The organism is Pseudoxanthomonas sp. J31 (assembly GCF_000510725.1).
In the GTDB taxonomy this organism is placed as follows: domain Bacteria; phylum Pseudomonadota; class Gammaproteobacteria; order Xanthomonadales; family Xanthomonadaceae; genus Pseudoxanthomonas.
Genome location: NZ_AZNZ01000001.1, coordinates 550449 through 575768 on the forward strand (window position 1 = coordinate 550449; position 25320 = coordinate 575768).

At 71.9% G+C, this 25320-nt stretch carries 18 protein-coding genes and 1 riboswitch; of the genes, 8 read left to right on the plus strand and 10 right to left on the minus strand.

The window, feature by feature from the left end; genetic code table 11:
- Positions 1-120 precede the first annotated feature (120 nt).
- Both leuC and leuD read left to right on the plus strand, forming a co-directional pair.
- Positions 121-1548: a 3-isopropylmalate dehydratase large subunit gene (gene leuC, locus PSEJ31_RS0102555; protein WP_019399658.1), complete on the plus strand. Its 1428-nt coding sequence runs from the start codon at positions 121-123 to the stop codon at positions 1546-1548.
- A gap of 11 nt (positions 1549-1559) precedes the next feature.
- Positions 1560-2204 carry a 3-isopropylmalate dehydratase small subunit gene (gene leuD / locus PSEJ31_RS0102560; RefSeq protein WP_028914557.1) on the plus strand — a complete coding sequence of 215 codons (645 nt, stop codon included), beginning with the start codon at positions 1560-1562 and terminating at the stop codon, positions 2202-2204.
- A 51-nt stretch (positions 2205-2255) separates the two neighbouring features.
- Here leuD and PSEJ31_RS17185 read toward each other — a convergent pair whose 3' ends face one another.
- From PSEJ31_RS17185 to ilvC, 9 genes are all read right to left on the minus strand, one after another.
- A complete protein-coding gene (locus PSEJ31_RS17185) occupies positions 2256-2606 on the minus strand; it encodes a hypothetical protein (RefSeq protein WP_232210964.1) in 351 nt (116 codons plus the stop codon).
- Between the two features lie 944 nt (positions 2607-3550).
- The gene (gene gdhA / locus PSEJ31_RS0102575) at positions 3551-4891 is read right to left on the minus strand and encodes an NADP-specific glutamate dehydrogenase (protein ID WP_028914560.1); all 1341 of its coding nucleotides are present in this window, start codon (positions 4889-4891) and stop codon (positions 3551-3553) included.
- A gap of 29 nt (positions 4892-4920) precedes the next feature.
- Positions 4921-5979, minus strand: a complete 1059-nt coding sequence (leuB, locus tag PSEJ31_RS0102580; protein ID WP_019399662.1) for a 3-isopropylmalate dehydrogenase — start codon at positions 5977-5979, stop codon at positions 4921-4923.
- A 49-nt stretch (positions 5980-6028) separates the two neighbouring features.
- Positions 6029-6241 carry a hypothetical protein gene (locus PSEJ31_RS0102585; protein ID WP_125075860.1) on the minus strand — a complete coding sequence of 71 codons (213 nt, stop codon included), beginning with the start codon at positions 6239-6241 and terminating at the stop codon, positions 6029-6031.
- 103 nt (positions 6242-6344) lie between these two features.
- Positions 6345-7919 (minus strand): 2-isopropylmalate synthase, encoded by a 1575-nt coding sequence (locus PSEJ31_RS15575; RefSeq protein ID WP_051403620.1) that lies wholly within the window; start codon positions 7917-7919, stop codon positions 6345-6347.
- Positions 7916-9067 (minus strand): threonine dehydratase, encoded by a 1152-nt coding sequence (locus PSEJ31_RS0102595; RefSeq protein WP_028914562.1) that lies wholly within the window; start codon positions 9065-9067, stop codon positions 7916-7918. Before PSEJ31_RS0102595 ends, PSEJ31_RS15575 begins: the two co-directional genes overlap by 4 nt.
- A 90-nt stretch (positions 9068-9157) precedes the next feature.
- Positions 9158-9442, minus strand: coding sequence for an ACT domain-containing protein (locus PSEJ31_RS0102600; RefSeq protein WP_028914563.1), 285 nt, complete (start codon positions 9440-9442; stop codon positions 9158-9160).
- Complete coding sequence (gene ilvG / locus PSEJ31_RS0102605; RefSeq protein ID WP_028914564.1) at positions 9426-11156, minus strand: acetolactate synthase 2 catalytic subunit; 1731 nt, start codon at positions 11154-11156, stop codon at positions 9426-9428. The genes PSEJ31_RS0102600 and ilvG overlap by 17 nt, the downstream gene beginning before the upstream one ends.
- A complete protein-coding gene (gene ilvC / locus PSEJ31_RS0102610; RefSeq protein ID WP_028914565.1) occupies positions 11153-12160 on the minus strand; it encodes a ketol-acid reductoisomerase in 1008 nt (335 codons plus the stop codon). The genes ilvG and ilvC overlap by 4 nt, the downstream gene beginning before the upstream one ends.
- Positions 12161-12623: 463 nt before the next feature.
- On the opposite strand from ilvC, the gene ilvD reads away from it, so the two are divergent.
- The 3 genes from ilvD (at position 12624) to PSEJ31_RS0102625 (ending at position 17840) form a co-directional block, all read left to right on the plus strand.
- A complete protein-coding gene (gene ilvD, locus PSEJ31_RS0102615; RefSeq protein WP_028914566.1) occupies positions 12624-14462 on the plus strand; it encodes a dihydroxy-acid dehydratase in 1839 nt (612 codons plus the stop codon).
- A gap of 115 nt (positions 14463-14577) precedes the next feature.
- On the plus strand, positions 14578-15915 hold the full coding sequence (locus tag PSEJ31_RS0102620; protein WP_028914567.1) for a cellulase family glycosylhydrolase: 1338 nt from the start codon (positions 14578-14580) through the stop codon (positions 15913-15915).
- Between the two features lie 92 nt (positions 15916-16007).
- Complete coding sequence (locus tag PSEJ31_RS0102625; protein ID WP_019398178.1) at positions 16008-17840, plus strand: methyl-accepting chemotaxis protein; 1833 nt, start codon at positions 16008-16010, stop codon at positions 17838-17840.
- Here the strand turns inward: PSEJ31_RS0102625 and PSEJ31_RS0102630 are convergent.
- On the minus strand, positions 17825-19387 hold the full coding sequence (locus PSEJ31_RS0102630) for a BCCT family transporter (RefSeq protein WP_028914568.1): 1563 nt from the start codon (positions 19385-19387) through the stop codon (positions 17825-17827). The genes PSEJ31_RS0102625 and PSEJ31_RS0102630 overlap by 16 nt on opposite strands.
- 100 nt (positions 19388-19487) lie before the next feature.
- Positions 19488-19595, plus strand: a riboswitch (TPP riboswitch).
- Between the two features lie 109 nt (positions 19596-19704).
- Here PSEJ31_RS0102630 and thiC point away from each other — a divergent pair.
- The 3 genes from thiC to PSEJ31_RS15585 all read left to right on the plus strand — a co-directional run bounded on the left by thiC (position 19705) and on the right by PSEJ31_RS15585 (position 25276).
- Entirely contained in the window at positions 19705-21582 is a 1878-nt protein-coding gene (thiC, locus tag PSEJ31_RS0102635) for a phosphomethylpyrimidine synthase ThiC (protein ID WP_019398180.1), read from the plus strand.
- 384 nt (positions 21583-21966) lie between these two features.
- Complete coding sequence (locus PSEJ31_RS15580; protein WP_051403621.1) at positions 21967-24255, plus strand: winged helix-turn-helix domain-containing protein; 2289 nt, start codon at positions 21967-21969, stop codon at positions 24253-24255.
- A 118-nt stretch (positions 24256-24373) separates the two neighbouring features.
- Positions 24374-25276: an AraC family transcriptional regulator gene (locus tag PSEJ31_RS15585; protein ID WP_051403622.1), complete on the plus strand. Its 903-nt coding sequence runs from the start codon at positions 24374-24376 to the stop codon at positions 25274-25276.
- The last annotated feature ends 44 nt before the right edge of the window (positions 25277-25320 follow it).

Sequence of the window (25320 nt, forward strand, 5' to 3'; positions counted from 1 at the left end):
TGATTCCTGGCAGGAATCTACCGGATGAAAAATATGCATTTGAGTTATCGATGGCAAGGCGGCAGGATTTCCCCAAGCTCGGCGGGCCGCGCGCCCGCCACCGCCAGAGGAACAGAGGGAATGGCCGGCAAGACCCTTTACGACAAGCTGTGGGAAATGCACGAGGTAAGCCGCCGCGACGACGGCTCCTCGCTGATCTACATCGACCGCCACATCCTGCACGAGGTGACCTCGCCGCAGGCGTTCGAGGGGCTCCGCCTCGCCGGCCGCAAGCCGTGGCGGGTGGACGCCAACATCGCCACGCCCGACCACAACGTGCCCACCACCCGGGCCGAGCGCGCCGGCGGCCTGCAGGCCATCGCCGACCCGGTGTCGCGGCTGCAGGTGCAGACCCTGGACGAGAACTGCGCCGATTTCGGCATCCTCGAGTTCCGCATGGACGATGCCCGCCAGGGCATCGTCCACGTGGTCGGCCCGGAGCAGGGCGCGACCCTGCCGGGCATGACCGTGGTCTGCGGCGACTCGCACACCTCCACGCATGGTGCTTTTGGAGCGCTGGCGCACGGCATCGGCACCTCCGAGGTCGAGCACGTGCTGGCCACCCAGTGCCTGGTGGCCAAGAAGATGAAGAACATGCAGGTCCGGGTCGAAGGCAAGCTGGGCCCGGGCGTGACCGCCAAGGACATCGTGCTGGCGGTGATCGGCCGGATCGGCACCGCCGGCGGCAACGGCCACGCCCTGGAGTTCGCCGGCAGCGCGATCCGCGAACTGTCGATGGAAGGCCGCATGACCATCTGCAACATGGCCATCGAGGCTGGCGCGCGGGTGGGCATGGTCGCGGTGGACGAGAAGACCATCGAATACGTGAAGGGCCGCCCGTTCGCGCCCAGGGGCGGGCAGTGGGACGCGGCGGTGGCGTTGTGGCGTACCCTGGTCTCCGACCCGGACGCGCACTTCGACACCGTGGTCGAGCTGCGCGCCGAGGACATCAAGCCGCAGGTCAGCTGGGGCACCTCGCCGGAGATGGTGGTGCCGGTGGACGCGACGGTGCCGGATCCGGAACGCGAACCCGATCCGGTGAAGCGCGATTCGATCGTGCGCGCCCTGAAGTACATGGGCCTGCAACCCAACCAGCCGATCACCTCGATCCGGCTGGACCGCGTGTTCATCGGTTCGTGCACCAACTCGCGGATCGAGGACCTGCGCGCGGCCGCCGCGGTGGCGCGCGGGCGCAAGGTGGCGCCGACGATCAAGCAGGCGCTGGTGGTGCCGGGCTCGGGCCTGGTCAAGGCCCAGGCCGAGGCCGAGGGCCTGGACAAGGTGTTCATCGAGGCCGGCTTCGAGTGGCGCGAGCCGGGCTGCTCGATGTGCCTGGCGATGAATCCCGACAGGCTGGGCGCCGGCGAGCACTGCGCCTCCACCTCCAACCGCAACTTCGAGGGCCGCCAGGGCGCCGGTGGCCGCACCCACCTGGTGAGCCCGGCGATGGCCGCCGCCGCCGCGGTGGCCGGCCACTTCGTCGATGTGCGCGAACTGGTCCAGGCCTGAGGAAACCGCCAATGAAAGCCTTCACCACCCACACCGGCCTGGTCGCCCCGCTGGACCGCGCCAACGTCGACACCGACCAGATCATCCCCAAGCAGTTCCTCAAGTCGATCAAGCGCACCGGCTTCGGCCCGAACCTGTTCGACGAGTGGCGCTACCTGGACGTGGGCCAGCCGGGGCAGGACTGCAGCACGCGGCCGATCAACCCGGACTTCGTGCTCAACTTCCCGCGCTACCAGGGCGCCAGCGTGCTGCTGGCGCGCGAGAACTTCGGCTGCGGCTCCTCGCGCGAGCACGCGCCGTGGGCACTGGACGAGTATGGCTTCCGCGCGATCATCGCGCCCAGCTTCGCCGACATCTTCTACAACAACAGCTTCAAGAACGGCCTGCTGCCGATCGTGCTGTCCGACGCCGAGGTCGACGAGCTGTTCCGCCAGTGCGAAACCAGCGAGGGCTACACCCTGACCGTGGACCTGGCGGCGCAGACGGTCACCCGCCCCGATGGCGTGCAGCACCGCTTCGAGGTGGACGCCTTCCGCAAGCACTGCCTGCTCAACGGCCTGGACGACATCGGCCTGACCCTGCAGGAGAAGGACGCGATCGCCGCCTTCGAGGCACGCCACCGCGCCGCCCAGCCCTGGCTGTTCGGCGCCGCCTGATCCAGGATGCGGCGCGGCTTGCCCGCGCCGCGCTCCCGCGGCCGTGGGCGGTCACCTGACCGCCGGCAGCAGCTTGCCGGTCAGCAGGCGGAAGGTCAGTTGCGGCGCGTCGGGCTTGCCGTAGTTGGTCGTGGTGACGACCACGACCAGGCGCTGCGCGGGGAACACCCGCACCGTGTTGCCGCCGGTGCCGTTCATCGCGAACGAATCGAACGTGCGGCCCTCGCTGGTGTCGTGGTGCAGCCACCACAGGTAGCCGTAGTCGATGCCGTCCTCGATGCGCGCATGCGGCCGGGTGGATTCGGCCACCCATGCCGCCGGCACCAGCTGGCGGCCGTTCCATTCGCCGCCGCGGCGGTACAAGCTCGCCCAGCGCGAGCAGGTCGCGGCTGCGCAGGGCAAGGCCGCCGCCGGCCTGGGCCAGGCCCAGCGGCGAGAACTGCCAGGCCGGCGCCTCGATGCCCAGCGGGTCGAACAGCCTGGCGCGGGCATAGTCCTGCAGAGGGCGGCCGACGGCGGCCTGGATCGCGGCGCCGAGCGTGGTCACGCCGGCGGTGCAGTAGCGGAAGCTGCGTCCGTATGGCGAGTCTTCCGGCCGCTCCATCCACGCCGGGAAGCCCTGGATCGGCAGGTCCAGGTAGAACCCGACCCAGTCCTCGACCAGGTACATGCGTTCCTCGTTGCCGCGCGACCACTGGTTCCAGTCGTCGCACTCCAGCAGCGAGGACATGGTCATCAGGTCGACCGCGGTGATCGCGTCCTTGCGTGGATCCGGATTGGCCGGAGGCGGGCGCCGCAGCAGCGGCAGCACCGGCGCGTCGGCCCGCATCCGGCCCTCGGCCTGGGCGATGCCGGCCAACATGCCGGCGACGGTCTTGGTCGCCGAGCGCGTGTCGCGGCGCGCCTCCGCGCCACCCTCGTCGAAATAGCGCTCGTAGACCAGCACGCCGTCGCGGGCGACCAGCACGCTGGTGACCTGGCCGAACTCGCCGGCCGCGATGGCACGTTCCATCCCGGCCAGCGCGGCCGGATCGATGCCGTGGTCCGCGGCGGGTTCCAGCCGCCAGGCCGGCGGCTTCGCCGGCACGGTGGCGGGAAGCAGGAGGAGCAGGAGCGTGGCGAGCAAGGGCAGGCGCATGGCAGGTCTCCGGCGGCAAGGGTGCCGGGAGCCTGGCACGCGCCCCGCGCGCGCAGCAGGGGCGATGCGACGAAGCGGTGGAAACGCCGACGGAAGCCGGCAAGGGCGGCGCCAGGCATGGGCCCTGGTGGCCGCCACGCCGCGCCGCGCTGGCGCGATGCGGCGTGCAGACCTTCCGCGGCGGGGCGGCGCCCGCGCCGCGGGCGCCTCAGTACACGCCCTGCGCCAGCATCGCGTCGGCCACCTTCACGAAGCCGCTGATGTTGGCGCCGTCCACGTAGTTGACCGTGCCGTCCTTGCGCTTGCCGTGGCGCACGCAGTTGCCGTGGATGTCCTTCATGATCGCGTGCAGGCGCTCGTCCACCTCGGCGTGGTGCCAGGACAGGCGCAGCGCGTTCTGGCTCATCTCCAGGCCCGAGGTGGCCACGCCGCCGGCGTTTGAGGCCTTGCCCGGCGCGTACAGGGTGCCGGACTCCAGGAACACGTCCACCGCCTCCAGGGTCGAGGGCATGTTCGCGCCCTCGGCCACGCAGATGACGCCGTTCTTCACCAGGGTGCGCGCGTCCTCGCCGTCCAGCTCGTTCTGGGTGGCGCAGGGCAGGGCGATCTCGGCCGGGATGTGCCAGGGGCGCTTGCCGGGCAGGTATTCGAAGCGCCGGTCCCCGTCCAGTTCCGCCAGGCGGCCACGGCGCACGTTCTTCAGTTCCATCACCGCCTCGATCGCCTCCATGTCGAAGCCGTCGCGCGCGTAGAGCGTGCCGCCGGAATCGCTGAAGGTCAGCACCTTGCCGCCCAGGTCGGTGGCCTTCACCGCCGCGTACTGGGCGACGTTGCCCGAGCCGGAGACCAGCACCCGCGCGCCCTGGGTCTCGCGGTGGGCGTGGTGCAGCATCTGCTCGACGAAGTAGACGGTGCCGTAGCCGGTGGCCTCCGGGCGCATCAGGCTGCCGCCGTAGGCCAGGCCCTTGCCGGTGAACACGCAGCCGGCCTGGTTGGACAGCTTCTTCATCATGCCGGCCATGTAGCCGACCTCGCGCGCGCCAACGCCGATGTCGCCGGCCGGCACGTCGGTGTCCGGGCCCAGGTGCCGGTAGAGCTCCAGCATCAGCGCCTGGCAGAAGCGCATCACCTCGCCGTCGCTCTTGCCCTTGGGGTCGAAGTCCGAGCCGCCCTTGCCACCGCCCATGGGCAGGGTGGTGAGCGCGTTCTTGAAGGTCTGCTCGAAGGCCAGGAACTTCAGGATCGACAGGTTCACCGTGGGATGGAAGCGCATGCCGCCCTTGTACGGGCCGATCGCCGAACTGTGCTGCACGCGCCAGGCACGGTTGACCTGCACCTGGCCCCGGTCGTCGACCCAGGACACGCGGAACTGGATCACCCGCTCCGGCTCGACCAGCCGTTCCAGCAGGCCGTCGCGCGCGTACTGCGGGTTGCGCTCGAGGAACGGCCACAGGCTGGCGGTGACTTCCTTGACCGCCTGCAGGAATTCCGGCTGGCCCGGATCGCGGCGCTGTACCCGCTCGAGGAACTCTTCCCTGGAACCTGGCATGGCTTGTCTCCTTTGCCTGGGGCGGCTGCTCAGCGCAGGCGCTCGATCACGGCCTGCGCGGCCCGGGTGGTGTCGACGGCCTGGCCCGCCGGCGCGAGGTCCGCGGTGAACACGCGGTCGTCCAGCGCGGACGACACCGCCGCCTCCACCGCGGCGGCCTCGGCCTCCAGGCCCAGCGAGTGGCGCAGCAGCATGGCCGCGCTGAGGATGGTGGCGTAGGGGTTGGCGATGCCCTTGCCCGCGATGTCCGGCGCCGAGCCGTGGATCGGTTCATAGATCCCGACCTTCCCGTCGCCCAGCGACGCCGAAGCCAGCAGGCCCAGCGAGCCGGCCAGCATCGAGGCCTCGTCGGTGAGGATGTCGCCGAACATGTTCTCGGTGACGATCACGTCGTAGGCGCGCGGCCGCGACAGCAGGTGCATGGCCATGGAGTCGACCAGCTGGTGCTCCAGGGTCACGTCCGGGAACTCCTCCCGCACCACGCGCGCGGCCACGTCGCGCCACAGGCGCGAGGTCTCCAGCACGTTGGCCTTGTCCACCGAGGTGAGGTGGCCGCGGCGGCTGCGCGCCAGCGCCGCGGCGCTGCGCACCACGCGCTCGATCTCGGCCACGGTGTAGCGGCACAGGTCGCTGGCGTCGGTGGCGCTGCGGGTCTTGTCGCCGAAGTAGATGCCGCCGGTCAGCTCGCGCACCACCACGATGTCCACGCCTTCCAGCAGTTCGGACTTGATCGGCGAGGCGCCCAGCGCCGCCGCGTGCGGGCGCACCGGGCGCAGGTTGGCGAACAGGCCCAGGCCCTTGCGGATCGCCAGCAGGCCCTGCTCCGGCCGCACCTTGGCGTTGGGATCGGACCACTTCGGGCCGCCGACCGCGCCGAGCAGGACCGCGTCGGCGTTCTTCGCCGCCTCCAGGGTGGATGCCGGCAGCGGTTCGCCGTGGCGGTCGATGGCGATGCCGCCGATGTCGTGCTCCTGGAAGGAGAAGCTGTGGCCATGGCGGGCGGCGACCGCCTCCAGCACCGGCAGGGTGGCGGAGACGATCTCCGGGCCGATGCCGTCGCCGGGCAGTACGACGATGTTCGCGTGCATGGGGGTGCCTCGCAACGGGGAAGGTGGGATGCGCGTGGCCGGGCGCGGCTCAGCCGGCGGCTTCGGTTTCGGCTTCGGCCGGCGCGGGCGCCGGATCGCGGGCGGGCCCGGCCGCGGCTGCCTGCGGGCGCACCGGGCCGTCCCACTCGGACGCGTCGGGGCGCGGCGGCAGCGGGATGTCGGCGCGGCGGCGCGCCAGGGCACGGTTCACGGCAGCGTCGAAGCTCAGCGCGGCGGCCGGGTTGCTTTCGGGGATGGGCATGGAACGTTCCTCGGCGACCGGCACGGGGAGCGCCGGTCGGCGGTCTGTGGAATGGAGGCCGGCCGCCGGCTCCCCACCGGCGGCCGGCCGGGTCTGCATCGGATCAGGCGGTGGCCAGCTGCTCGCTGTTCCCCGCGGCACGGCGCTGGCGCAGCAGGCGGTTGGCCACGTCCAGCCAGGCCAGCGCGCTGGCCTCGATGATGTCGCGGCTGGTGCCGGTGCCTTCGTATTCGTCCTCGCCGTGGCGTACGCTGAGGCTGGCTTCGCCGCGGGCATCGGTGCCCAGGCCGACGCTGTGCACCTGGTAGCTCTCCAGGCTCAGCTGCACGCCGGTGGCGGCCGACAGCGCGGCGAACAGCGCGTCCACCGGGCCGTCGCCCTCGGCGGTCTCGGCCACGCGGCGGCCATCCGGGTCGGACAGCTCGACGGTGGCGCTGGCGCGCTGGCCGGCGTCGCTGACCGTCATCGAGGCCAGGCGGTAGCCCTCGCCGTCGCCGGTGTCCTGCATCAGCGCCTGCAGGTCGGCGTCGGTGACCACGCGCTGCTGCTCGCACAGCGCCTTGAAGTCGGCGAACACCAGGTCCAGCTCCGCCTCCTCCAGGTAGTAGCCCAGCGCGCGCAGGCGCTGCTCGACCGCGGCGCGGCCGCTGTGGCGGCCCAGCACCATCTGGGTGTCCGGCCAGCCCACGTCCTGCGGGCGCATGATCTCGTAGGTGCCGCGGTGGCGCAGCATGCCGTGCTGGTGGATGCCCGACTCGTGGGCGAAGGCATTGCTGCCGACCACCGCCTTGTTGCGCTGGACCGGCATGCCGATCAGGCGCTGCAGCAGCTGCGAGGTCGGCACCAGGCGGCGGGTGTCGATGCCGGTGTCGGCCTCGAAGAACGCGTTGCGCACCTTCAGCGCCATCACGATCTCCTCCAGCGCGCAATTGCCGGCGCGCTCGCCGATGCCATTGATGGTGCACTCGACCTGGCGCGCGCCGCCCTCGATCGCGGCCAGGGTGTTGGCCACGGCCAGGCCCAGGTCGTTGTGGCAGTGCGCGCTGAGGATGACCTTGTCCGCGCCCGGCACCTGCGCGATCAGGCGCTGGAAGATGCCGCGGATCTCCTCCGGGGTGGTGAAGCCGACCGTGTCGGGGATGTTGATGGTGGTGGCGCCGGCCTCGATCGCCGCGGCCACGACCTCGTGCAGGAAGTCCTCCTCGGTGCGGGTGCCGTCCTCGGTGGAGAACTCGATGTCGTCGATGTGGCCCTTGGCGTAGCGGATGCTCTCGACCACCCGGTCCAGCACCTGCTGGCGGCTCATGCGCAGCTTGTGCTCGCGGTGCAGCGGGCTGGTGGACAGGAACACGTGCAGGCGCGGGCGCGCGGCGGCCTCCAGCGCGCGCAGGGAGGTGTCGATGTCCGCCTGCAGGCAGCGCGAGAGCACGGCCAGCACCGGCTCGCGGATCTCGCGGCCGATCAGGGCCATGGCCTCGCGGTCGGACTGCGAGCTGGCCGGGAAGCCGGTCTCGATCACGTCCGCACCCAGTTCGGCCAGTGCGCGGGCCATGACCAGCTTCTGCGGCGGGGTCATGCTGCAGCCGGGGGACTGCTCGCCGTCGCGCAGGGTGGTATCGAACACCCGGATGCGGGCCTGGGAGACCTGGGTTTGGGCTTGGGACTGTTGCGCGTTCACCAGGTGAACTCCTCTTCGACGGGCTGCGGCGCGATGGGCGCCATTGGGACGGAAACGGTGGTGGTGGGGGACAGGTTAGCGGCTGGGCGGCGCTTTGCCACGGGGATCGGTTTGCGCGCCGCACCATCCCCCGCGGCGGCGGCCGGTTCCGGGCCGCGGCTGCGCCGGCGCGGCTTGCGCGGCGGCCGCGGGCGGACCTCGGACAGCAGCTGGGCGAGGGTGGCCGCGTCGATGTTGCCGCCGGAGACCACGGCGCACTTGCGACGCCCGGCCACGCGGCGGCCGGCGGCCAGGGCCAGGGCACCGGCGCCCTCGGCGATCAGGTTCTCTTCCAGCGCCAGCCGGACCAGGGTCTCGCGCAGTTCGGCCTCGCGCACGATCACCACGTCGTCCAGCAGGCGCGCGCACAGGCGCCGGGTCAGGAACCCGGGCACCTTCACCCGGACGCCGTCGGCCAGCGACCTGGCGGGGTCGATCTCGCGCAGGTCGCCGCGGATCGCGCGGGCCATGGAATCCACGCCCTCGACCTGGGCGCCGACCACGCGCACGCCCTGCGACTTCAGCGCCAGGGCCACGCCGGAGGCCAGCCCGCCGCCGCCGATCGGCACGATCACCACGTCCGGGGCGTGCGGCGCGATCTCGATCCCGATCGTGCCCTGGCCGGCGATCACGTCCGGGTCGTCGAACGCGGACAGGAAGCGGTAGCCGTACTGCTCGGCCAGCTGCCGGGCGAAGGCGTAGGCCTCGTCGTAGCTGTCGCCGTGCTGGCGCACGGTGGCGCCCCAGTGGGTGACGCCGGCGATCTTGGTCTGCGGCGCGCCGTGCGGCATCACCGTGATCGCCTGCACGCCAAGGCGGTAGGCGGCCCAGGCCACGCCCTGGGCGTGGTTGCCGGCGGAGGCGCAGATCACCGGGCGGTCGTCGCCGCGCTCGCGCGCGGCCAGCATCGCGTTGAGCGCGCCGCGCACCTTGTAGGAGCCGGTGCGCTGCAGGTTCTCCAGCTTGAGCATCACCCCGAAGCGCTCGGCGTGGTGCATCGGCGTCACCGGCAGGAACCGGCGCAGGCGCGACTGCGCGGCCAGTACGTCGGCCACGCCGACGTCGCCGACGTCCGCTTCTCCTGCGCTGGTGCGGCCGGTATCAGGCATCGCCGCGGCGCTCCGTGCGATTTCCGAGAAGGCACCTCCGCACCGTCGCCTCCACGGGGGCGACGGCGGAACGGGCGGCTGCGCGCGCGTTCATGGCGCGCCTCCGTGGCCGGCGCCGGCTTCGCCGGGCAGCGGGCCGTCGACCGGCGAGATCTGCACCGATTCGCAGTCGTACACCTTCTGCAGCTGGCGGCGCAGGGTCTCGGCCGTGCGCCCGCCGCTGTTGACCACCATCTGCAGGCGCCAGCGCCCGTCGGCGGCGTCGGGGAAGCCCTGGATCGCGCGCGGCGCGAAGCCGCGGCGCTCGGTCATGCCGATCACGCGCACCAGCGCGCCCTCCACGGGCTTCAGCACCAGGTCAAGCCGGTAGTGCATGAGCTGACTCTGCCTTCTGTTCGTTGGGGTTGGCGTCCAGCATGTGGCTGTTGGCCTGCCCGGCGGGGACCAGCGGCCAGACGTTGGCCCTGGCGTCGATCTTCACGTGCAGCAGGCCCGGGCCGGGCGCCGACAGCAGCGCCGCCAGTGCGTCCTCGATCTGCGAGCGCTGCTCGATGCGCGAGGCCGGGATGCCGCACACCTGGGCCAGGGCGGCGAAGTCCGGGTTGTCGGACAGGTCGATCTCGCTGTAGCGCTTGTCGAAGAACAGTTCCTGCCACTGCCGGACCATGCCCAGGGCGCTGTTGTCCAGCAGGATGATCTTCACCGGCAGCTTGCAGCGGGCGATGGTGACCAGCTCCTGCACGTTCATCATGAAGCCGCCGTCGCCGTTGACCAGGACCACCGGGCGGTCGGGGAAGGCGAACTGCGCGCCCATCGCCGCCGGCAGGCCGAAGCCCATGGTGCCCAGCGCGCCGGAGGTCAGGTGGTTGCGCGGATGGCTGAAGCGGCAGTGCTGCGCCACCCACATCTGGTGCTGGCCCACGTCGGCGGTGATGATCGCGTCCGGGCACAGTTCGCTGACCCGCTTCAGCAGCGCCGGGGCGTAGATGTCGGTGCCGGGTGCGTCGTAGCGCGGGGCATGTTTCTCGCGCAGGGCGGTGCAGCGCTGGCGCCATTCGCCGGCGGTGCTGCGCGCCGCGGCCAGGGCGCGCAGGCCCGCGGCCAGGTCGCCGGGCAGGGCGATGTCGGCGGTGCGCAGCTTGGAGATCTCGTAGGCATCCGCGTCCAGGTGGACCACCCGCGCGAACGGCGCGAACTCGGACAGCTTGCCGGTGGCGCGGTCGTCGAAGCGGGCGCCAACCACCACCAGCAGGTCGCACTCCTGCACCGCGATGTTGGCGGCGCGGGTGCCGTGCATGCCCAGCATGCCCAGGAACTGCGGGTGGTTGCCGGGCAAGGCGCCCAGGCCGCGCAGGGTCAGCACGGTCGGGATGCCGGTGGCCTCGACGAACTGGCGGAACTCGTCCACCGCATCGCAGATGCCGATGCCGCCACCGCCGTAGATCACCGGCTTTTCGGCCGCGGCGATCGCAGCGATGGCCTCGGCCAGGGCCGCATCCGGCGGCGGGGGCGGCGCCTGCACCGGGGCCGGCACGTGCGCCGGCAGGTGGGTGGCGGCGCCGACCTGGACGTCCTTGGGCAGGTCGACCAGGACCGGGCCCGGGCGGCCTTCGCGGGCGATGCGGAAGGCCTCGGCCATCACGTGCGGCAGCTCGTCCACGCTGCGCACCAGGAAGCTGTGCTTGACGATCGGCATGGTCATGCCGAACACGTCCAGCTCCTGGAACGCGTCGGTCCCCAGCAGCGACGTCGGCACCTGGCCGGTCAGGCACACCATCGGCACCGAATCCAGCATCGCGTCGGCGATGCCGGTGACCAGGTTCGAGGCGCCGGGCCCGGAGGTGGCCACGCATACGCCGACCTTGCCGGAGGCGCGGGCGTAACCGTTGGCCGCCAGGGCCGCTCCCTGCTCGTGGCGGACCAGGATGTGGCGCAGCCCCGAATCCACCAGGGCGTCGTAGAACGGCATGATCGCGCCGCCCGGATAGCCGAAGATGGTGTCGACCCCCTCGGCCTCCAGCGCGTGCGCGACCCAGGCTGCGCCATTGCGCAGCCCGGCCGCCGTCGCTGTGGGGGTGTTGGCGTTCATGCGGCGGCGGTCTTCTTGGCGGTTTGTTCTTCGGCGGGCTGGGCGCTGCCCTGCAGCCACACCATCTTGGCGCGTAGTTCGCGGCCGACCTTCTCGATCGGATGGTCCTTGTCGGCCTGCTGGAACTTCCTGTAGTTCGGCAGGCCGGCGTCGTACTCGGCCTGCCAGTTGCGCACGAAGGTGCCGTCCTGGATGTCCTTCAGCACTTCCTTCATGCGCGCCTTGACCGAGGCGTCGATCACCCGCGGGCCGGAGACGAAGTCGCCGTACTGGGCGGTCTCGGAGATGAACTCGAGCATGCGGGTGATGCCGCCTTCGTAGAACAGGTCGACGATCAGCTTCAGCTCGTGCAGGACTTCGTAGTAGGCGATCTCCGGCTGGTAGCCGGCCTCGACCAGGGTCTCGAAGCCGGCCTGCACCAGGGACGAGGCGCCGCCGCACAGCACGGCCTGCTCGCCGAACAGGTCGGTCTCGGTCTCTTCCTTGAAGGTGGTCTTGATCAGGTTGGCGCGGGCGCCGCCCAGGCCGCCGGCGTAGGCCAGGGCGTATTCCTCGGCCTTGCCCGACTTGTCCTGGTACACCGCATAGATGCACGGCACGCCGCGGCCGATCTCGTACTCGCGGCGGACCAGGGCGCCCGGGCCCTTGGGCGCGACCAGGACCACGTCCAGGTCCTCGCGCGGGGTGATCATGCCGAAGTGCACGTTCAGGCCGTGGGCGAACAGCAGCACCGCGCCCTGCTTGAGGTTGTCGCGCAGGACTTCCTCGTAGAGCTTCTTCTGGACCATGTCCGGGACCAGCACGGCGACCAGGTCGGCGTCCTTCACCGCCTCGGCCGGGCTCTTGACCACGAAACCGTCCGCCTGGGCCTTGGCCTCGGTCGGACCGCCCGGGCGCAGGCCCACGGTCACGTCGAAGCCGGAATCGCGCAGGTTCAGCGCGTGCGCGCGGCCCTGGCTGCCGTAGCCGACGATCGCGATCTTGGTGGAGGTGCTGCTGGTCATGGCGTGGTCCTGTGCGGTTGCGTGGATGGGAAGGCGAAGCTTGGGAATTTGCCGGAACGAGATCGTTTCTGCTGAGAACTTTCCGGACGGAACCTTGTGCAAGGTGGAAACAAAAAACCCCGCGCCTTCCGGTGCGGGGTTTTGAGGGTCTGGCGTCTTTCTGTTGCCTACACGCCGGCTCGTCCCGCACCTGTTGGCGAGCTAATAAGGACGAGGACGAGGACCGACACCGCGGCGTTCGCGGCTGCGTGCAGGTCGGCGTCGGTGGTCGTGTGGCGATGCAGCATGGGTCGCAGGAAAGCACGCCGATTCCAGGCTTGTCAAGCGCCTTCCGTGGCCGTTTTACTGTTGCAGATGCAACCGTGGAAACGCATCACAATCGGTTGCACCTCCCGCGCGCTCCGTCCGCATCCGGCAACCCCGCCGCGCATGCGCGCCCGCCTTCGCCAGCACCCGTACAGCCATGCCCGAATACCGCTCCCGCACCTCCACCCACGGCCGCAACATGGCCGGTGCCCGCGCCCTGTGGCGCGCCACCGGGATGAAGGATGGCGACTTCCACAAGCCGATCGTCGCCATCGCCAACTCGTTCACCCAGTTCGTGCCCGGCCACGTCCACCTCAAGGACCTCGGCCAGCTGGTGGCGCGCGAGATCGAGCGCGTGGGTGGCGTGGCCAAGGAGTTCAACACGATCGCCGTCGACGACGGCATCGCCATGGGCCACGACGGCATGCTCTATTCGCTGCCCAGCCGCGAACTGATCGCCGACGCGGTGGAGTACATGGTCAACGCGCACTGCGCCGACGCGCTGGTGTGCATCTCCAACTGCGACAAGATCACCCCGGGCATGCTGATGGCCGCGCTGCGGCTCAACATCCCCACCGTGTTCGTGTCCGGCGGGCCGATGGAGGCGGGCAAGACCCGCCTGGCCGACCACAAGCTGGACCTGATCGACGCGATGGTGATGGCCGCCGATCCCAACGCCACCGACGAACAGGTGGCGGCGGTGGAGCGCAGCGCCTGCCCGACCTGCGGTTCGTGCTCGGGCATGTTCACCGCCAACTCGATGAACTGCCTGACCGAGGCGCTGGGCCTGTCGTTGCCGGGCAACGGCACCGTGGTCGCCACCCATGCCGATCGCGAGGCCCTGTTCAAGCGCGCCGGCGTGACCGCGGTGGAGCTGTGCCACCGCTGGTATGGCGGCGGCGACGGGCGCGCGCTGCCGCGCGGCATCGCCACTTTCGAGGCGTTCGAGAACGCGATGGCGCTGGACATCGCCATGGGCGGTTCGACCAACACCATCCTGCACCTGCTGGCCGCGGCGCAGGAGGCCGGGGTGCCGTTCACCCTGCGCGACATCGACCGCCTCTCGCGCAAGGTGCCGCAGCTGTGCAAGGTCGCGCCGAACACGCAGAAGTACCACATCGAGGACGTGCACCGCGCCGGCGGCATCATGGCCATCCTCGGCGAGCTGGCGCGCGGCGGACTGGTGCATACCGACGTGCCGACCGTGCATGCGCCCAGCCTGGGCGAGGCGATCGAGCGCTGGGACGTGGCCCGCACCAGCGATGAGGCCGTGCACACCTTCTACCGCGCCGGCCCGGCCGGGATCCCCACCCAGGTCGCCTTCAGCCAGGACACCCGCTGGCCGTCGCTGGACCTGGACCGCAGCGAAGGCTGCATCCGCGACCTGCAGCACGCCTACTCCAGCGAGGGCGGACTGGCGGTGCTTTACGGCAACCTCGCCGCCGACGGCTGCGTGGTGAAGACCGCGGGCGTGGACGAGTCCATCCTGGTGTTCGAGGGCCCGGCGCGGGTGTACGAGAGCCAGGACGCGGCGGTGAAGGGCATCCTCGGTGACGAGGTGCAGGCGGGCGAGGTGGTGGTGATCCGCTACGAAGGGCCCAAGGGCGGCCCGGGCATGCAGGAGATGCTCTATCCGACCAGCTACCTGAAGTCCAAGGGCCTGGGCAAGAAGTGCGCGCTGCTGACCGACGGCCGTTTCTCCGGCGGCACCTCGGGCCTGTCGATCGGCCATGCCTCGCCGGAGGCCGCGGCCGGCGGCACCATCGGCCTGGTGCGCGACGGCGACCGCATCCGCATCGACATTCCCGCGCGCAGCATCCAGCTGCTGGTGGACGAGGCCGAACTGGCGCGCCGCCGGGCCGAGCAGGACGCGCAGGGCTGGCGCCCGGGGCAGCCGCGCGCGCGCAAGGTCAGCACCGCACTGAAGGCCTATGCCCTGCTGGCCACCAGCGCCGACAAGGGCGCGGTGCGCAACCGCGAGCTGCTGGAGGGGTGAGCCTTCGGACGCGCCCGCCCGGCGGTGCCGGCGCGGGCGCGCCTTGTGCGGCCGCAGCATGCCTGCCGCGACCGTTCCGGGTCTAATGCGCCTTCCCAAGCCAGGAGGGCAGTGCATGCGTGGGATATCGTTACCTCGGCCAGGCCGCCGCTTCGCGTTCGCCGCCGCGGTGCTTTTGGCGGTACTGCAGTGCCTGCCGGCGCCGGCCGCAGCGTCCGGTTTCGTGCGCGTCGACGGGACCGGCTTCGTGCTCGACGGCAAGCCCTACCGCTTTGCCGGTGCCAACTTCTGGTACGGCGCCTACCTCGGCGCCCCCGATGGGGTGGGCGACCGCGAGCGGCTGCGCGCCGAGCTGGACCAGCTCAAGGCCGCCGGCATCGACAACCTGCGCGTGCTGGCGATGAGCGAGGCCAGCGGCTTCAGGCGCGGCGTGCGCCCGGCCTTCATGGTCGCACCCGGCGAGTACGACCAGCGCCTGCTGGAGGGCCTGGACGTGCTGCTGGACGAGATGCGCAAGCGCGACATGAAGGCGGTGCTGTACCTCAACAACTTCTGGCAGTGGTCCGGCGGCATGTCGCAATACGTGTCCTGGTTCAGCGGCGAACCGGTGTTCGATCCGGACGAGACCGGCGACTGGAACGGCTTCATGCAGAATTCGGCGCGCTTCTACGCCATGCCCGATGCGCAGGCCGCCTACCGCGACGCGATCCGCACCGTCGTCACCCGCCGCAACAGCGTCAACGGCATCGCCTACGCCGAGGATCCAACGGTGATGTCCTGGCAGCTGGCCAACGAGCCGCGCCCGGGCAGCGACGCCGCCGGCGCGGCCAATTTCCAGGCCTACCGCGCCTGGCTGGACGATACCGCCGCCTTCATCCGCCAGCTGGCGCCCAGGCAACTGGTGAGCACCGGCAGCGAGGGCCGCATGGGTTCGCTGGGCGAGGACGACTACTACCTGATCGCGCATGCCTCGCCGCACATCGACTACCTGACGTTCCACCTGTGGCCGTCGAACTGGGGCTGGATCGACCACCACGACCCGGCGGCGCGGCTGGAAGCCGGGCTGCAGGCGTCGCTGGAGTACATCGACCGCCACGTGGAAATGGCGGCCAGGCTGGGCAAGCCGATCGTGCTGTCGGAGTTCGGCCTCAACCGCGACAAGGGTTCCTACGACCCGGCCGCGCCGGTGGCCGCACGCGACCGCTTCTACCAGGCGGTGTACGCGCGCCTGCTGCAGCATGCGCGCGCCGGGGCGCCGATTGCCGGTTCCAACTTCTGGGCCTGGGGCGGCCGCGGCCGCACCTCCAACCCGGACTGGATGTGGAAGGAAGGCGATCCGTTCACCGGCGACCCGCCGCAGGAAGCGCAGGGCCTGTTCTCCCTGTTCGACAGCGACCGTTCGACCCTGGAAATCGTCTCCGCCCACGCACGCCAGTTGCGCGCGCTCCCCTGAACTGGTTCAGGCCGGGCCGGCGGCGCCGTGCTTTCCGCCTTCAGGCCTTGCGCTCGGCGGCCGATATCCGGGACAGGGAGAGGAGGGGGATCATGTCGACGATCGAGTCGCCGACGCAGCAGGACACGCAGGCCAGCGCGCCTGCGCTGCCCGATGCGCCGGTTGCATTGCTGCGCCTGGACGACGGGCTCCGCATCGTGGCCGCCAACCGCACCGCCCGGGACCTGCTGGGGCTGGAGGACACCGCCCTGCCGGTGCCGGCCGCAGGCCCGCTATGGGGCCTGCAGCGCGGCGACCTGGCCGATGGCGCCGGGGTGTGGGCCGCGCCCGGCGACGATCCTGCGCGGCGCCTGCGCTACCAGGCCGATGGCGAGGGCTGGATCGCCTCGCTGCCGCACGCCGAAACCGCCACGCTGCTGCGCGAGGCCGCCGGCATGGCCGCCGGCGGCGGGGCGGTCACCCATCCGTTGCTGGCCCCGCTGGCGCAGCGGCTGGCCGGGGCCGAACAGCCGCGCGAGCTGCTGGCGGCGGTCAACGAGGCCCTGGCCCGCTGCGACCTGGCCCTGCAGCTGCCGCCTGCGCAGGCCGCGAGCGAGGCCGGGCGGCGCCTGGCTGCCGGCTTCGGCAACCTCGCCGAGGCGGTGCGCCAGGCGGTGGCGCTGTCGGTGCAGCTGGCCGCGGACGTGCCCAAGGTGGTCGGCGAGAACGACGAGCTGGCGGCGCAGACCCGCGCCCAGGCCGAGGCCCTGGAACAGGTGCTGGCGGCCACCAGCCGGCTGCGCCAGGACCTGGACGACGTGCGCGGCGAACTGGAGCAGGTGCGCGCCGCGGCGGTGCGCGCCGACGAGGACGCGCGGCGCGGCGGCGAGGCCGCGCGCGCCCTGGCCGCGGCGATGCGCCAGGTGGAGGAACGCGCGGCGCGCGCCGGCGAGGTGATCGAGGTGATCGACTCGGTCGCGTTCCAGACCAACATCCTGTCGATCAACGCCGGGATCGAGGCCGCGCATGCCGGCGAGGCCGGGCGCGGCTTCGCCGTGGTCGCCAGCGAGATCCGGCGCCTGGCCGAGCGCGCCGCCAGTGCCGCGCGCGACGTGCGCGCCATCGTCGGCGGCACGGTCGAGGCGCTGGGCGAGAGCGCCGAGTCGGCGCGCCATACCGGGGAGATGCTGGCCGGCATCGGCCAGTCCCTGCAGGGCGCCGGCGCGGCGATGGAATCGGTGGCGCGGCGCATCGCCTCGCAGGGCGAGGAGGTGCTGGCGATCGACCGCGCGGTGGAGCAGGTGGTGGAACTGGGCCACAGCAACCTGCAGCACGCCGCGCACGTGGCCGAACTGAGCGAGGCGCTGGGCCAGGGCGTGGCCACCCTGCACGACTGCGTCGGCCTGTTCCGGCTGCCGCCGGACCCGATGCAGGTGCCGAGGCATGCGCGCGTGCGCGAACTGGCCGAGGCCGGCGCGCGCCGCATCGGCATGGCCCTGGCCGCGGCGGTGGCCGAGGGCCGGATCGGTGCCGAGGCGCTGTTCTCGCGCGAGTACAAGCAGATCCCCGGGATCGACCCGCCCAAGTACCGCACCCCGTTCGACGCGCTGTGCGACCGCATCCTGCCGCCGCTGCAGGAGCCGGTGGCCAACGCCGAGCCGTGGATCGTGTTCGCGATCAGCGCCAACCCCGACGGCTACGTGCCCACCCACAACCAGCGCTATTGCCAGCCTCTGACCGGCGACCGCGAGAAGGACCTGGTCGGCAACCGCACCAAGCGCATCTTCGGCGACCGCGTCGGCCGCAGCGTGGGCGCGCACACCGACCCGTACCGGCTGCAGGTCTACCGCCGCGACACCGGCCAGATCATGTTCGACCTGTCGGTGCCGGTGTACGTGGACGGGCGCCACTGGGGCGGGTTCCGCATCGGCTACTCGCTGGAGTAGGGCGGGGGCGCCGGGCCGCGGCCTTGGCGCGGCCCGTAGACCCAGTGCTCCAGCGCGTGGCGCAGCATCTGCGCGCGGCGCCGGCGCACCGCCCGCGCATGCGCGAGCGTGCGCTGCAGGGCCAGCATCACCAGTACCAGCAACAGCGCGAACGGCAGCGCCGAGATCGTCACCAGGCCCTGCAGCGCGTCCAGGCCGCCGGCCAGCAGCAGGGCCGCGGCCACCACCGCGATCGCCACGCCCCAGGCGATCCGCCGCAGCGGCGGCGGGTCGCCGGACTGGTCGCTGGACATGCTGGCCAGCACCAGCACCGCCGAGTCGGCCGAGGTGACGAAGAACACCGCCAGCAGCGCCACTGCCACCGCGCTCAGGGCGGTGCTGCCGGGCAGGTGCCCGAACAGGGCGAACAGCACGTTCTCGTAGCCGCTTTCCAGCACCGGCTGCAGGTCGGCCACGAACAGTTGCTGCCACAGCGCCAGGCCGCCGAACACCGCGAACCAGGCGAAGCCCAGCAGGCTCGGCGCCAGCACCGTGCCGACCACGAACTCGCGGATGGTGCGGCCGTAGGACACGCGGGCGATGAAGCTGCCCACGAACGGCGCCCACGAGATCCACCAGGCCCAGTAGAAGATCGTCCACTCGCTGACCCAGGCGCTGCCGGAGAACGGCGACATGCGCAGGCTCATGCCGACGAGCCGGTCCAGGTAGCCGCCCAGCGCGTTGGTGAACACGTCGAACAGGAACGCGGTCGGGCCCAGCGCCAGCACCGCCAGCAGCAGCGCGCCGGCCAGCGCGAGGTTGGCGCTGGACAGCCATTTGATGCCGCGCTCCACGCCGCTGAGGCTGGAGGCCATGTACAGCACGAAGGCCACGCCGATCACCGCCAGCTGCATGCCGGTCCCGGTCGGCGTGCCGGACACGGTGCGCAGGCCGGCGGTGATCTGCAGCGCGCCGAAGCCCAGGGTGGTGGCCACGCCGATCGCGGTGGCCACCACCGCGGCGATGTCCACGCAACGCCCGGCCCAGCCGCGGTGGTGGCGGCCCAGCAGCGGCTGCAGCAGGTCGCTGAGCTGGCCGCGGCCGCGGCGGTTGTACTGGAACCAGGCCATGGCCAGCCCGACCAGGGCGTAGATCGCCCACGGGTGCAGGCCCCAGTGGAAGAACGCGTAGCGCATCGCCGCGCGCGCGGCCGGCATGCTCGCCGGTTCCAGCCCCTCGGGCGGATTGAAGTAGTGCGACAGCGGCTCGGCCGCGCCCCAGAACACCAGGCCGATGCCCATGCCGGCCGCGAACAGCATCGCCAGCCAGCTGCCCACCGCGAACTGCGGTTCGGCGTCCTCGCCGCCAATGCGCAGCTCGCCCAGGCTGCCGAAGGCCAGGTACAGCATGAACAGCAGGGTGGCGAACACGACCAGCAGGTAGAGCCAGCCGGTGTTGGCGAGCATGCCCCCGAGCAGCGCGTCCACCATCGCGGCGAAGCGCGACGGCGCCAGGCCTGCTGCCGCCGCAAGCAGCGCGATCAGCAAGAAGGAGATGCGGAAGACCATGCCGGCTCCGGTGGCGTGGAGGCGCACAGTCTAGCAACGGCCCCGTTGGCGGCCCGTCGCGGCGGCCTGCGGCAAGCGCGCGCGGTCTGTGGTGTAATCGGCGCCGAAGCGGGGGTACCGCGGGCGCCGGTTGGGGCGCGCGGTTGAGACAGTCCCTTGGAACCTGATCCGGCTCATACCGGCGTAGGGAAGCTTCGCAGGACGGGCTCCGTCCGTCCTGTGTCCGCCCGCTTCGGGCGGCGGTGCCGCGCATGCGTGGTCCGTCGTCCCGTCCCGCACCCCGGTGCGGTTATCCCCTGAACGGACGGACACAACGCATGAACGCCATCCCCGCCTCCCTGCTCCAGCAGACCGCCCAGCTTTCCGGCTCCGTCACCCGGCCGATCCCCGGCTCGCGCAAGATCCACGTCGAAGGTTCGCGCCCGGACATCCGCGTGCCGATGCGCGAGATCGCGCTGACCCGCACCCCCACCGTGTTCGGCGGCGAGGACAACCCGCCGGTGACGGTGTACGACACCTCCGGCCCGTACACCGACCCGGAGGCGCGGATCGACCTGGCCGCGGGCCTGCCGCCGCTGCGCGCGCAGTGGATCGCCGAACGCGGCGACACCGAGGAGCTGCCGGCGCTGACCTCCGAGTTCGGCCGCGCGCGCGAGCACGACCCGAAGCTGGACGCAGTGCGCTTCCCCGGGCGCCGCCTGCCGCGCCGGGCGAAGGCCGGCGCCAACGTCACCCAGATGCATTACGCGCGGCGCGGGATCATCACCCCGGAGATGGAGTTCGTCGCCATCCGCGAGAACCAGCGCCTGGAGGCGGTGCGCGACGCGGCGCTGCGTGCCCAGCATCCGGGCCAGGGTTTCGGCGCCAGCATCCCCGAGGTGATCACCCCGGAGTTCGTGCGCGACGAGATCGCCCGCGGCCGCGCCATCCTCCCGTGCAACATCAACCACCCCGAGAGCGAGCCGATGATCATCGGCCGCAACTTCCTGACCAAGATCAACGCCAACATCGGCAACTCCGCCGTGTCCTCGGGCATCGCCGAGGAGGTGGAGAAGATGGTGTGGGCGATCCGCTGGGGCGGGGACACGGTGATGGACCTGTCCACCGGCAAGCACATCCACGAGACCCGCGAGTGGATCATCCGCAACTCGCCGGTGCCGATCGGCACGGTGCCGATCTACCAGGCACTGGAAAAGGTCGACGGCCGCGCCGAGGAGCTGACCTGGGAGATCTTCCGCGACACGCTCATCGAGCAGGCCGAGCAGGGCGTGGACTACTTCACCATCCACGCCGGCGTTCTGTTGCGCTACGTGCCACTCACGGCCAGGCGCGTGACCGGCATCGTTTCCCGCGGCGGCTCGATCATGGCCAAGTGGTGCCTGGCGCACCACAGGGAGAATTTCCTCTACACCCACTTCGAGGAAATCTGCGAAATCATGAAGGCCTACGACGTGGCCTTCTCCCTGGGCGACGGCCTGCGCCCGGGCTGCATCGCCGACGCCAACGACGCGGCCCAGTTCGGCGAGCTGGAGACCCTGGGCGAGCTGACGAAGATCGCCTGGAAGCACGACGTGCAGACCATGATCGAGGGCCCCGGCCACGTGCCGATGCAGCTGATCAAGGAGAACATGGACAAGCAGCTGCGCGAGTGCGGCGAGGCGCCGTTCTACACGCTCGGGCCGCTGACCACCGACATCGCCCCGGGCTACGACCACATCACCTCGGCGATCGGCGCGGCGATGATCGGCTGGTACGGCACGGCCATGCTCTGCTACGTCACGCCGAAGGAGCACCTGGGCCTGCCCAACCGCCAGGACGTGCGCGACGGCATCATGGCCTACAAGATCGCCGCGCACGCGGCCGACCTGGCCAAGGGCCATCCCGGCGCGCAGGTACGCGACAACGCCCTGTCCAAGGCACGCTTCGAGTTCCGCTGGGAGGACCAGTTCCACCTCGGCCTGGATCCGGAGAAGGCGCGCGAGTTCCACGACGAGACCCTGCCCAAGGAGGCGCACAAGCTGGCGCACTTCTGCTCCATGTGCGGGCCCCACTTCTGCTCGATGAAGATCACCCAGGACGTGCGCGACTACGCGGCCGAGCACGGGCTGGACGAGCGGGCGGCGCTGGAGGCGGGCATGGCCGGCAAGGCGGCCGAGTTCCGCGAGCAGGGCGCGGAGGTCTACCGCGCCGGATAGCGCGCAAAAGGGCCTGGTCGCGGCCCCTCCCCCTGGTACCGCGACCAGGCAAGGCGCTGCTGGCGCCATGCCGCGGAACGACGTCGACCGCGGCGTGCGCCAGTGTCCCCATCGCCGTCCCGGGGGTGTTAGCCGGCGATGGCCGGGCGGCTTTGCCGCGCTTGCCGCGATGGCGCGCCGCGCCTGCCCGTTTCCCGACCGGCAGCTGACCGGACTTCGGTCACCCGTACCAAAGACACATGGCGCTGCCCGGGGCCGTGGCTAGTGTGCCTGCATTGCCGGATCGCCCGCCTGCATGGGGCAGGCGCCAGGCCGGTTGCGCCGGCCGGCGGTCGTGGCACGGCGGGGCGAAGCGCCCCGGGGCACTGGATACATGGGAGTCGCATGGGTGCGGCGGAGAGCGAGGCGCGCAAACGGGCCGCGGAAGCGGCCGGCAGGCTGTTGCGCGTGGGGGAGTGCGAGGTCGACGTCGACCGCAGGGTGGTGTCGCGGCCGGGCGCGGAGGAACCGCGGCGGCTGACGCTCAAGGCCTTGCAGGTCCTGCTGGCGCTGGTCGAGGCCGGCGGCCGCGTGGTCAGCCGCGAACAGCTGCTGGAGCGGGTCTGGCCTGACACCCTGCCCACCGACGACGTGCTCACCCAGGCGGTGGCGCAGCTGCGGCGTGCGTTCGGCGGCCGCGGCGAGGCGCCGCCGTACATCGAGACCATTGCCAAGGCCGGCTACCGCCTGGTGGTGCCGTGCTGCTGGATCGAACCGGCCGCCACGCCGGAACCGGCCGCAGTGCCGGCGGCACCGGCGCCCGCGGTGCCGGCGCCGATCCAGCCGCGGCCGGCGCCACAGGAGCAGGCGCCTGCAGCGGCCGCCGGCACGGGCGCGCCCGCACGCGCGCCGCGCCGGCGCATCGCGTCCTGGTGGCCGGCCTTGTCCCTGTTGCTGGTGCTGGCCTTCGGCGCCGGCGCGTGGCAACTGCTGAATCCGCGCACGCGCGCCAACGATGCCGCCGACGTGGCGGCCGGCGCACCGCCGCTGCAGTACCAGGCCATCGCCGCGACCGCGCTGCCCGAGCAGGGGCCGGCGCTTTCGCCGGACGGGAGCGAGGTCGCCTACGCGCGCCCGGTCCGCGCCGGCGGCCCGCGCACGCTGTACCTGCAGCCGGCCGGCGACGGCAGTCCGCGCCAGCTGACCTTCCCCGGCCACGGCGAGGCCGATGACCTGCCGGCATGGTCGCGCGACGGGCGCCGCATCGCCTTCGTGCGCACCGGCGGCGACGGCTGCCGGCTGATGGTGGTCGCGGCCGCCGGCGGCGGCGAGCGCGAAGTCGGCCGCTGCGAGGGCGAGGATTACGCCGCCTTCGACTGGAGCCCGGACGGCCGTGCCCTGGTGATGGGCGGGCGCCGCCGCAGCAGCGGGCAGTCGGCGCCGCTGCGGCGCCTGGACCTGGGCAGCGGGCGCTGGGAGGCGCTGGCCTATCCGGCCGACGGCCTGGATACCCTGCCGCGGTTCTCGCCCGACGGCGCCTGGCTGGGTTTCCGCCGCGGCACCTCGTTGGGCGACCTGTGGCTGATGCCCGCGGCCGGCGGTCCGCCGCGGCAGCTGACCCGCCTGCGCGGCGACATCCGCGGCTGGGACTGGCTGCCCGACGGCAGCGGCCTGGTCTTCAGCCTGGTCAAGGAGGAGGCGCGCCTGTACCGGCTGGCGCTGGCGGACGGTTCGATCACCGAACTGCCGTCGCCCCCGCGCGGCAACCCGGTGTTCCCGGAAGTGGCCGCCGATGCGTGGACGATGGTGTTCGGCATCTACCGCTTCCGCAGCGGCCTGTACGCCTTCGACCTGGAGGCGGCCGGCGACGGCACGCAGCCGGGCGAACCGGTGTTCGCCTCCAGCGGCGTGGACCTGATGCCTGCGGTATCGCCCGACGGCTCGACCCTGGCCTTCGTGTCCGACCGCAGCCTGGCCGCGCAGCTGTGGATCGGCGAGCTGGAGCACCCGCAGACCCTGCGCGCGGTGCCGGGCATCGTGCCGGTGCCGCGCAACCCGCCGGTGTGGGCGCCGGATGGCAGCCGCCTGCTGGTGATCGGTGCCACCGGCAGCGGCGGCGACCGCCTGTACCAGGTCGAGGTTGGCTTCGACACCGTGCGGGTGCTGCCGGTGCCGGGCGTGCCCGCCTTCGCCGCCTGGACCGGCAGGCCGGACCAGCTGCTGGTCGGCGTCGACGGCAGCGGCGGCAGTACCCGGCTGGTCCTGTACCAGCTGCCGGAGTGGCGCGAACTGGCCAGCCTCGACGACGTCGCCCTGGCCCGCTACGACCACCGGCAGGACCGCGTCTGCTTCAGCCGCACCACGCGCAGCGGGCTGTGGTGCGCCGACCCGGCATTGCAGCGGGTGGTGCAGGTCGGCATGGATGCGCCGGTGCCTGAGCAGTACCGCGAATGGCTGGTTGCCGGCGGGCGGATCTTCTCCACCGCGCCGGCGCCGGGCTGCGCCACCGGCTGGAGCGAGATCGGCGCCGGAGCGGCGCGTCCGCGCTGCCTGTCGCACACCCACGCGGTGGCCTCCGGTTCGGCCAGTGTCGACGAGGCCGGGCGCCGTGCCTTCCTGGCGCTGCCGCTGGAGGACGACATGGACGTGGGCCTGGCCTCGCTGGCCTCGCTGCGGCGCGGCGCAAGCCGCTGATCCGAAAGGGCGAGGCCGGCCGAAAGACAAATATCAGGAAGATTTCAGCGGCGTTTCCTGCAACGCGCGCGGCGCTCCGGCAAACAGGTGGCCAGTTCCCCCGCAAGGAGACACGGCCATGAGGATCAGGACACTGTCGGGCGACCGCGGACAGCTGCAGGAGCTGCACTGGCCGCCCGGCGCGCACGAGCGGCCCACGCTGGCGACCCTGGCGCGCGGCGCGGGCCTCGCGCTGCAGGCCGGCGCGGCCAGCATCTGGCTGGTCGTGCGCGGCAGCGCCGAGCTGGAAAGCCAGGAGGGCCGCTTCGCCCTGGGCGCCGGGCACTGGATCTACCTGGACCGCGAGTCGATGCCGGTGGTGCGCAGCGGCAGCCGCGCGCTGGTGCTGGGCCTGGTGCTTTCCGCCGGCCTGCAGGCGCGGCTGCAGCAGTCGGCCTATGCGCCGATGTATCCCGGGCGCGGCGAGGCGCCGCCGCGCGCGCGCCGCGGCGTGCTGTCGCTGTGGCGCCGGCTGCTGCGTCCCGGGCTGCACCCGGCTGACGCCTCGGTCCTGCTCGGCCGCCTGCTGCGCGCGCTGGCCGACCTGCAGGACGACTGCAGCGCGCTGGTGGAGCGCTGCCCCGGCCGCACCCTGCACCGCCGCCGCCAGGTGTTCGCGCGCATGCAGCGGGTGATGCTTTACCTGGAGGGGCACCCCGAGCGCGCCCTGACCACGCTGCAGATGGCCGATCGCGCCAGCATGTCGGTCTGGTACTTCATCCGCGCGTTCCGCGCGGTGTACGGGGAGACCCCGCAGGCGGCCTCGGCGCGCCTGCGCCTGCAGCGCGCCGCGCGCCTGCTGCTGGAGGGGCGGATGGCGGTGGGCGAGGTCGGCGCCGCGTGCGGCTTCGAGAACAACTGCAGCTTCTCGCGCGCGTTCCGCGCGCAGTTCGGCGTGCCGCCGTCGATCTACCGTCTCCATGGGGGGAGCGTGGCGGCAGCCCTGGCAAACCCGGTCGACATGCACGGCCAAGCGGGATGAGCGCGTGGCTCCGTAACGTCTTGCTGCGTTTTCGCAAACCCCTA

Bases quoted from the DNA above. Each gene is read 5' to 3' on its own strand.
- leuC (WP_019399658.1), top strand. From the start codon at position 121: ATGGCCGGCAAGACCCTTTACGACAAGCTGTGGGAAATGCACGAGGTA.
- leuD (WP_028914557.1), top strand. From the start codon at position 1,560: ATGAAAGCCTTCACCACCCACACCGGCCTGGTCGCCCCGCTGGACCGC.
- gdhA (WP_028914560.1), bottom strand. From the start codon at position 4,891: ATGCCAGGTTCCAGGGAAGAGTTCCTCGAGCGGGTACAGCGCCGCGAT.
- leuB (WP_019399662.1), bottom strand. From the start codon at position 5,979: ATGCACGCGAACATCGTCGTACTGCCCGGCGACGGCATCGGCCCGGAG.
- PSEJ31_RS0102585 (WP_125075860.1), bottom strand. From the start codon at position 6,241: ATGCCCATCCCCGAAAGCAACCCGGCCGCCGCGCTGAGCTTCGACGCT.
- PSEJ31_RS0102595 (WP_028914562.1), bottom strand. From the start codon at position 9,067: ATGCCTGATACCGGCCGCACCAGCGCAGGAGAAGCGGACGTCGGCGAC.
- PSEJ31_RS0102600 (WP_028914563.1), bottom strand. From the start codon at position 9,442: ATGCACTACCGGCTTGACCTGGTGCTGAAGCCCGTGGAGGGCGCGCTG.
- ilvG (WP_028914564.1), bottom strand. From the start codon at position 11,156: ATGAACGCCAACACCCCCACAGCGACGGCGGCCGGGCTGCGCAATGGC.
- ilvC (WP_028914565.1), bottom strand. From the start codon at position 12,160: ATGACCAGCAGCACCTCCACCAAGATCGCGATCGTCGGCTACGGCAGC.
- ilvD (WP_028914566.1), top strand. From the start codon at position 12,624: ATGCCCGAATACCGCTCCCGCACCTCCACCCACGGCCGCAACATGGCC.
- PSEJ31_RS0102620 (WP_028914567.1), top strand. From the start codon at position 14,578: ATGCGTGGGATATCGTTACCTCGGCCAGGCCGCCGCTTCGCGTTCGCC.
- PSEJ31_RS0102625 (WP_019398178.1), top strand. From the start codon at position 16,008: ATGTCGACGATCGAGTCGCCGACGCAGCAGGACACGCAGGCCAGCGCG.
- PSEJ31_RS0102630 (WP_028914568.1), bottom strand. From the start codon at position 19,387: ATGGTCTTCCGCATCTCCTTCTTGCTGATCGCGCTGCTTGCGGCGGCA.
- thiC (WP_019398180.1), top strand. From the start codon at position 19,705: ATGAACGCCATCCCCGCCTCCCTGCTCCAGCAGACCGCCCAGCTTTCC.
- PSEJ31_RS15580 (WP_051403621.1), top strand. From the start codon at position 21,967: ATGGGTGCGGCGGAGAGCGAGGCGCGCAAACGGGCCGCGGAAGCGGCC.
- PSEJ31_RS15585 (WP_051403622.1), top strand. From the start codon at position 24,374: ATGAGGATCAGGACACTGTCGGGCGACCGCGGACAGCTGCAGGAGCTG.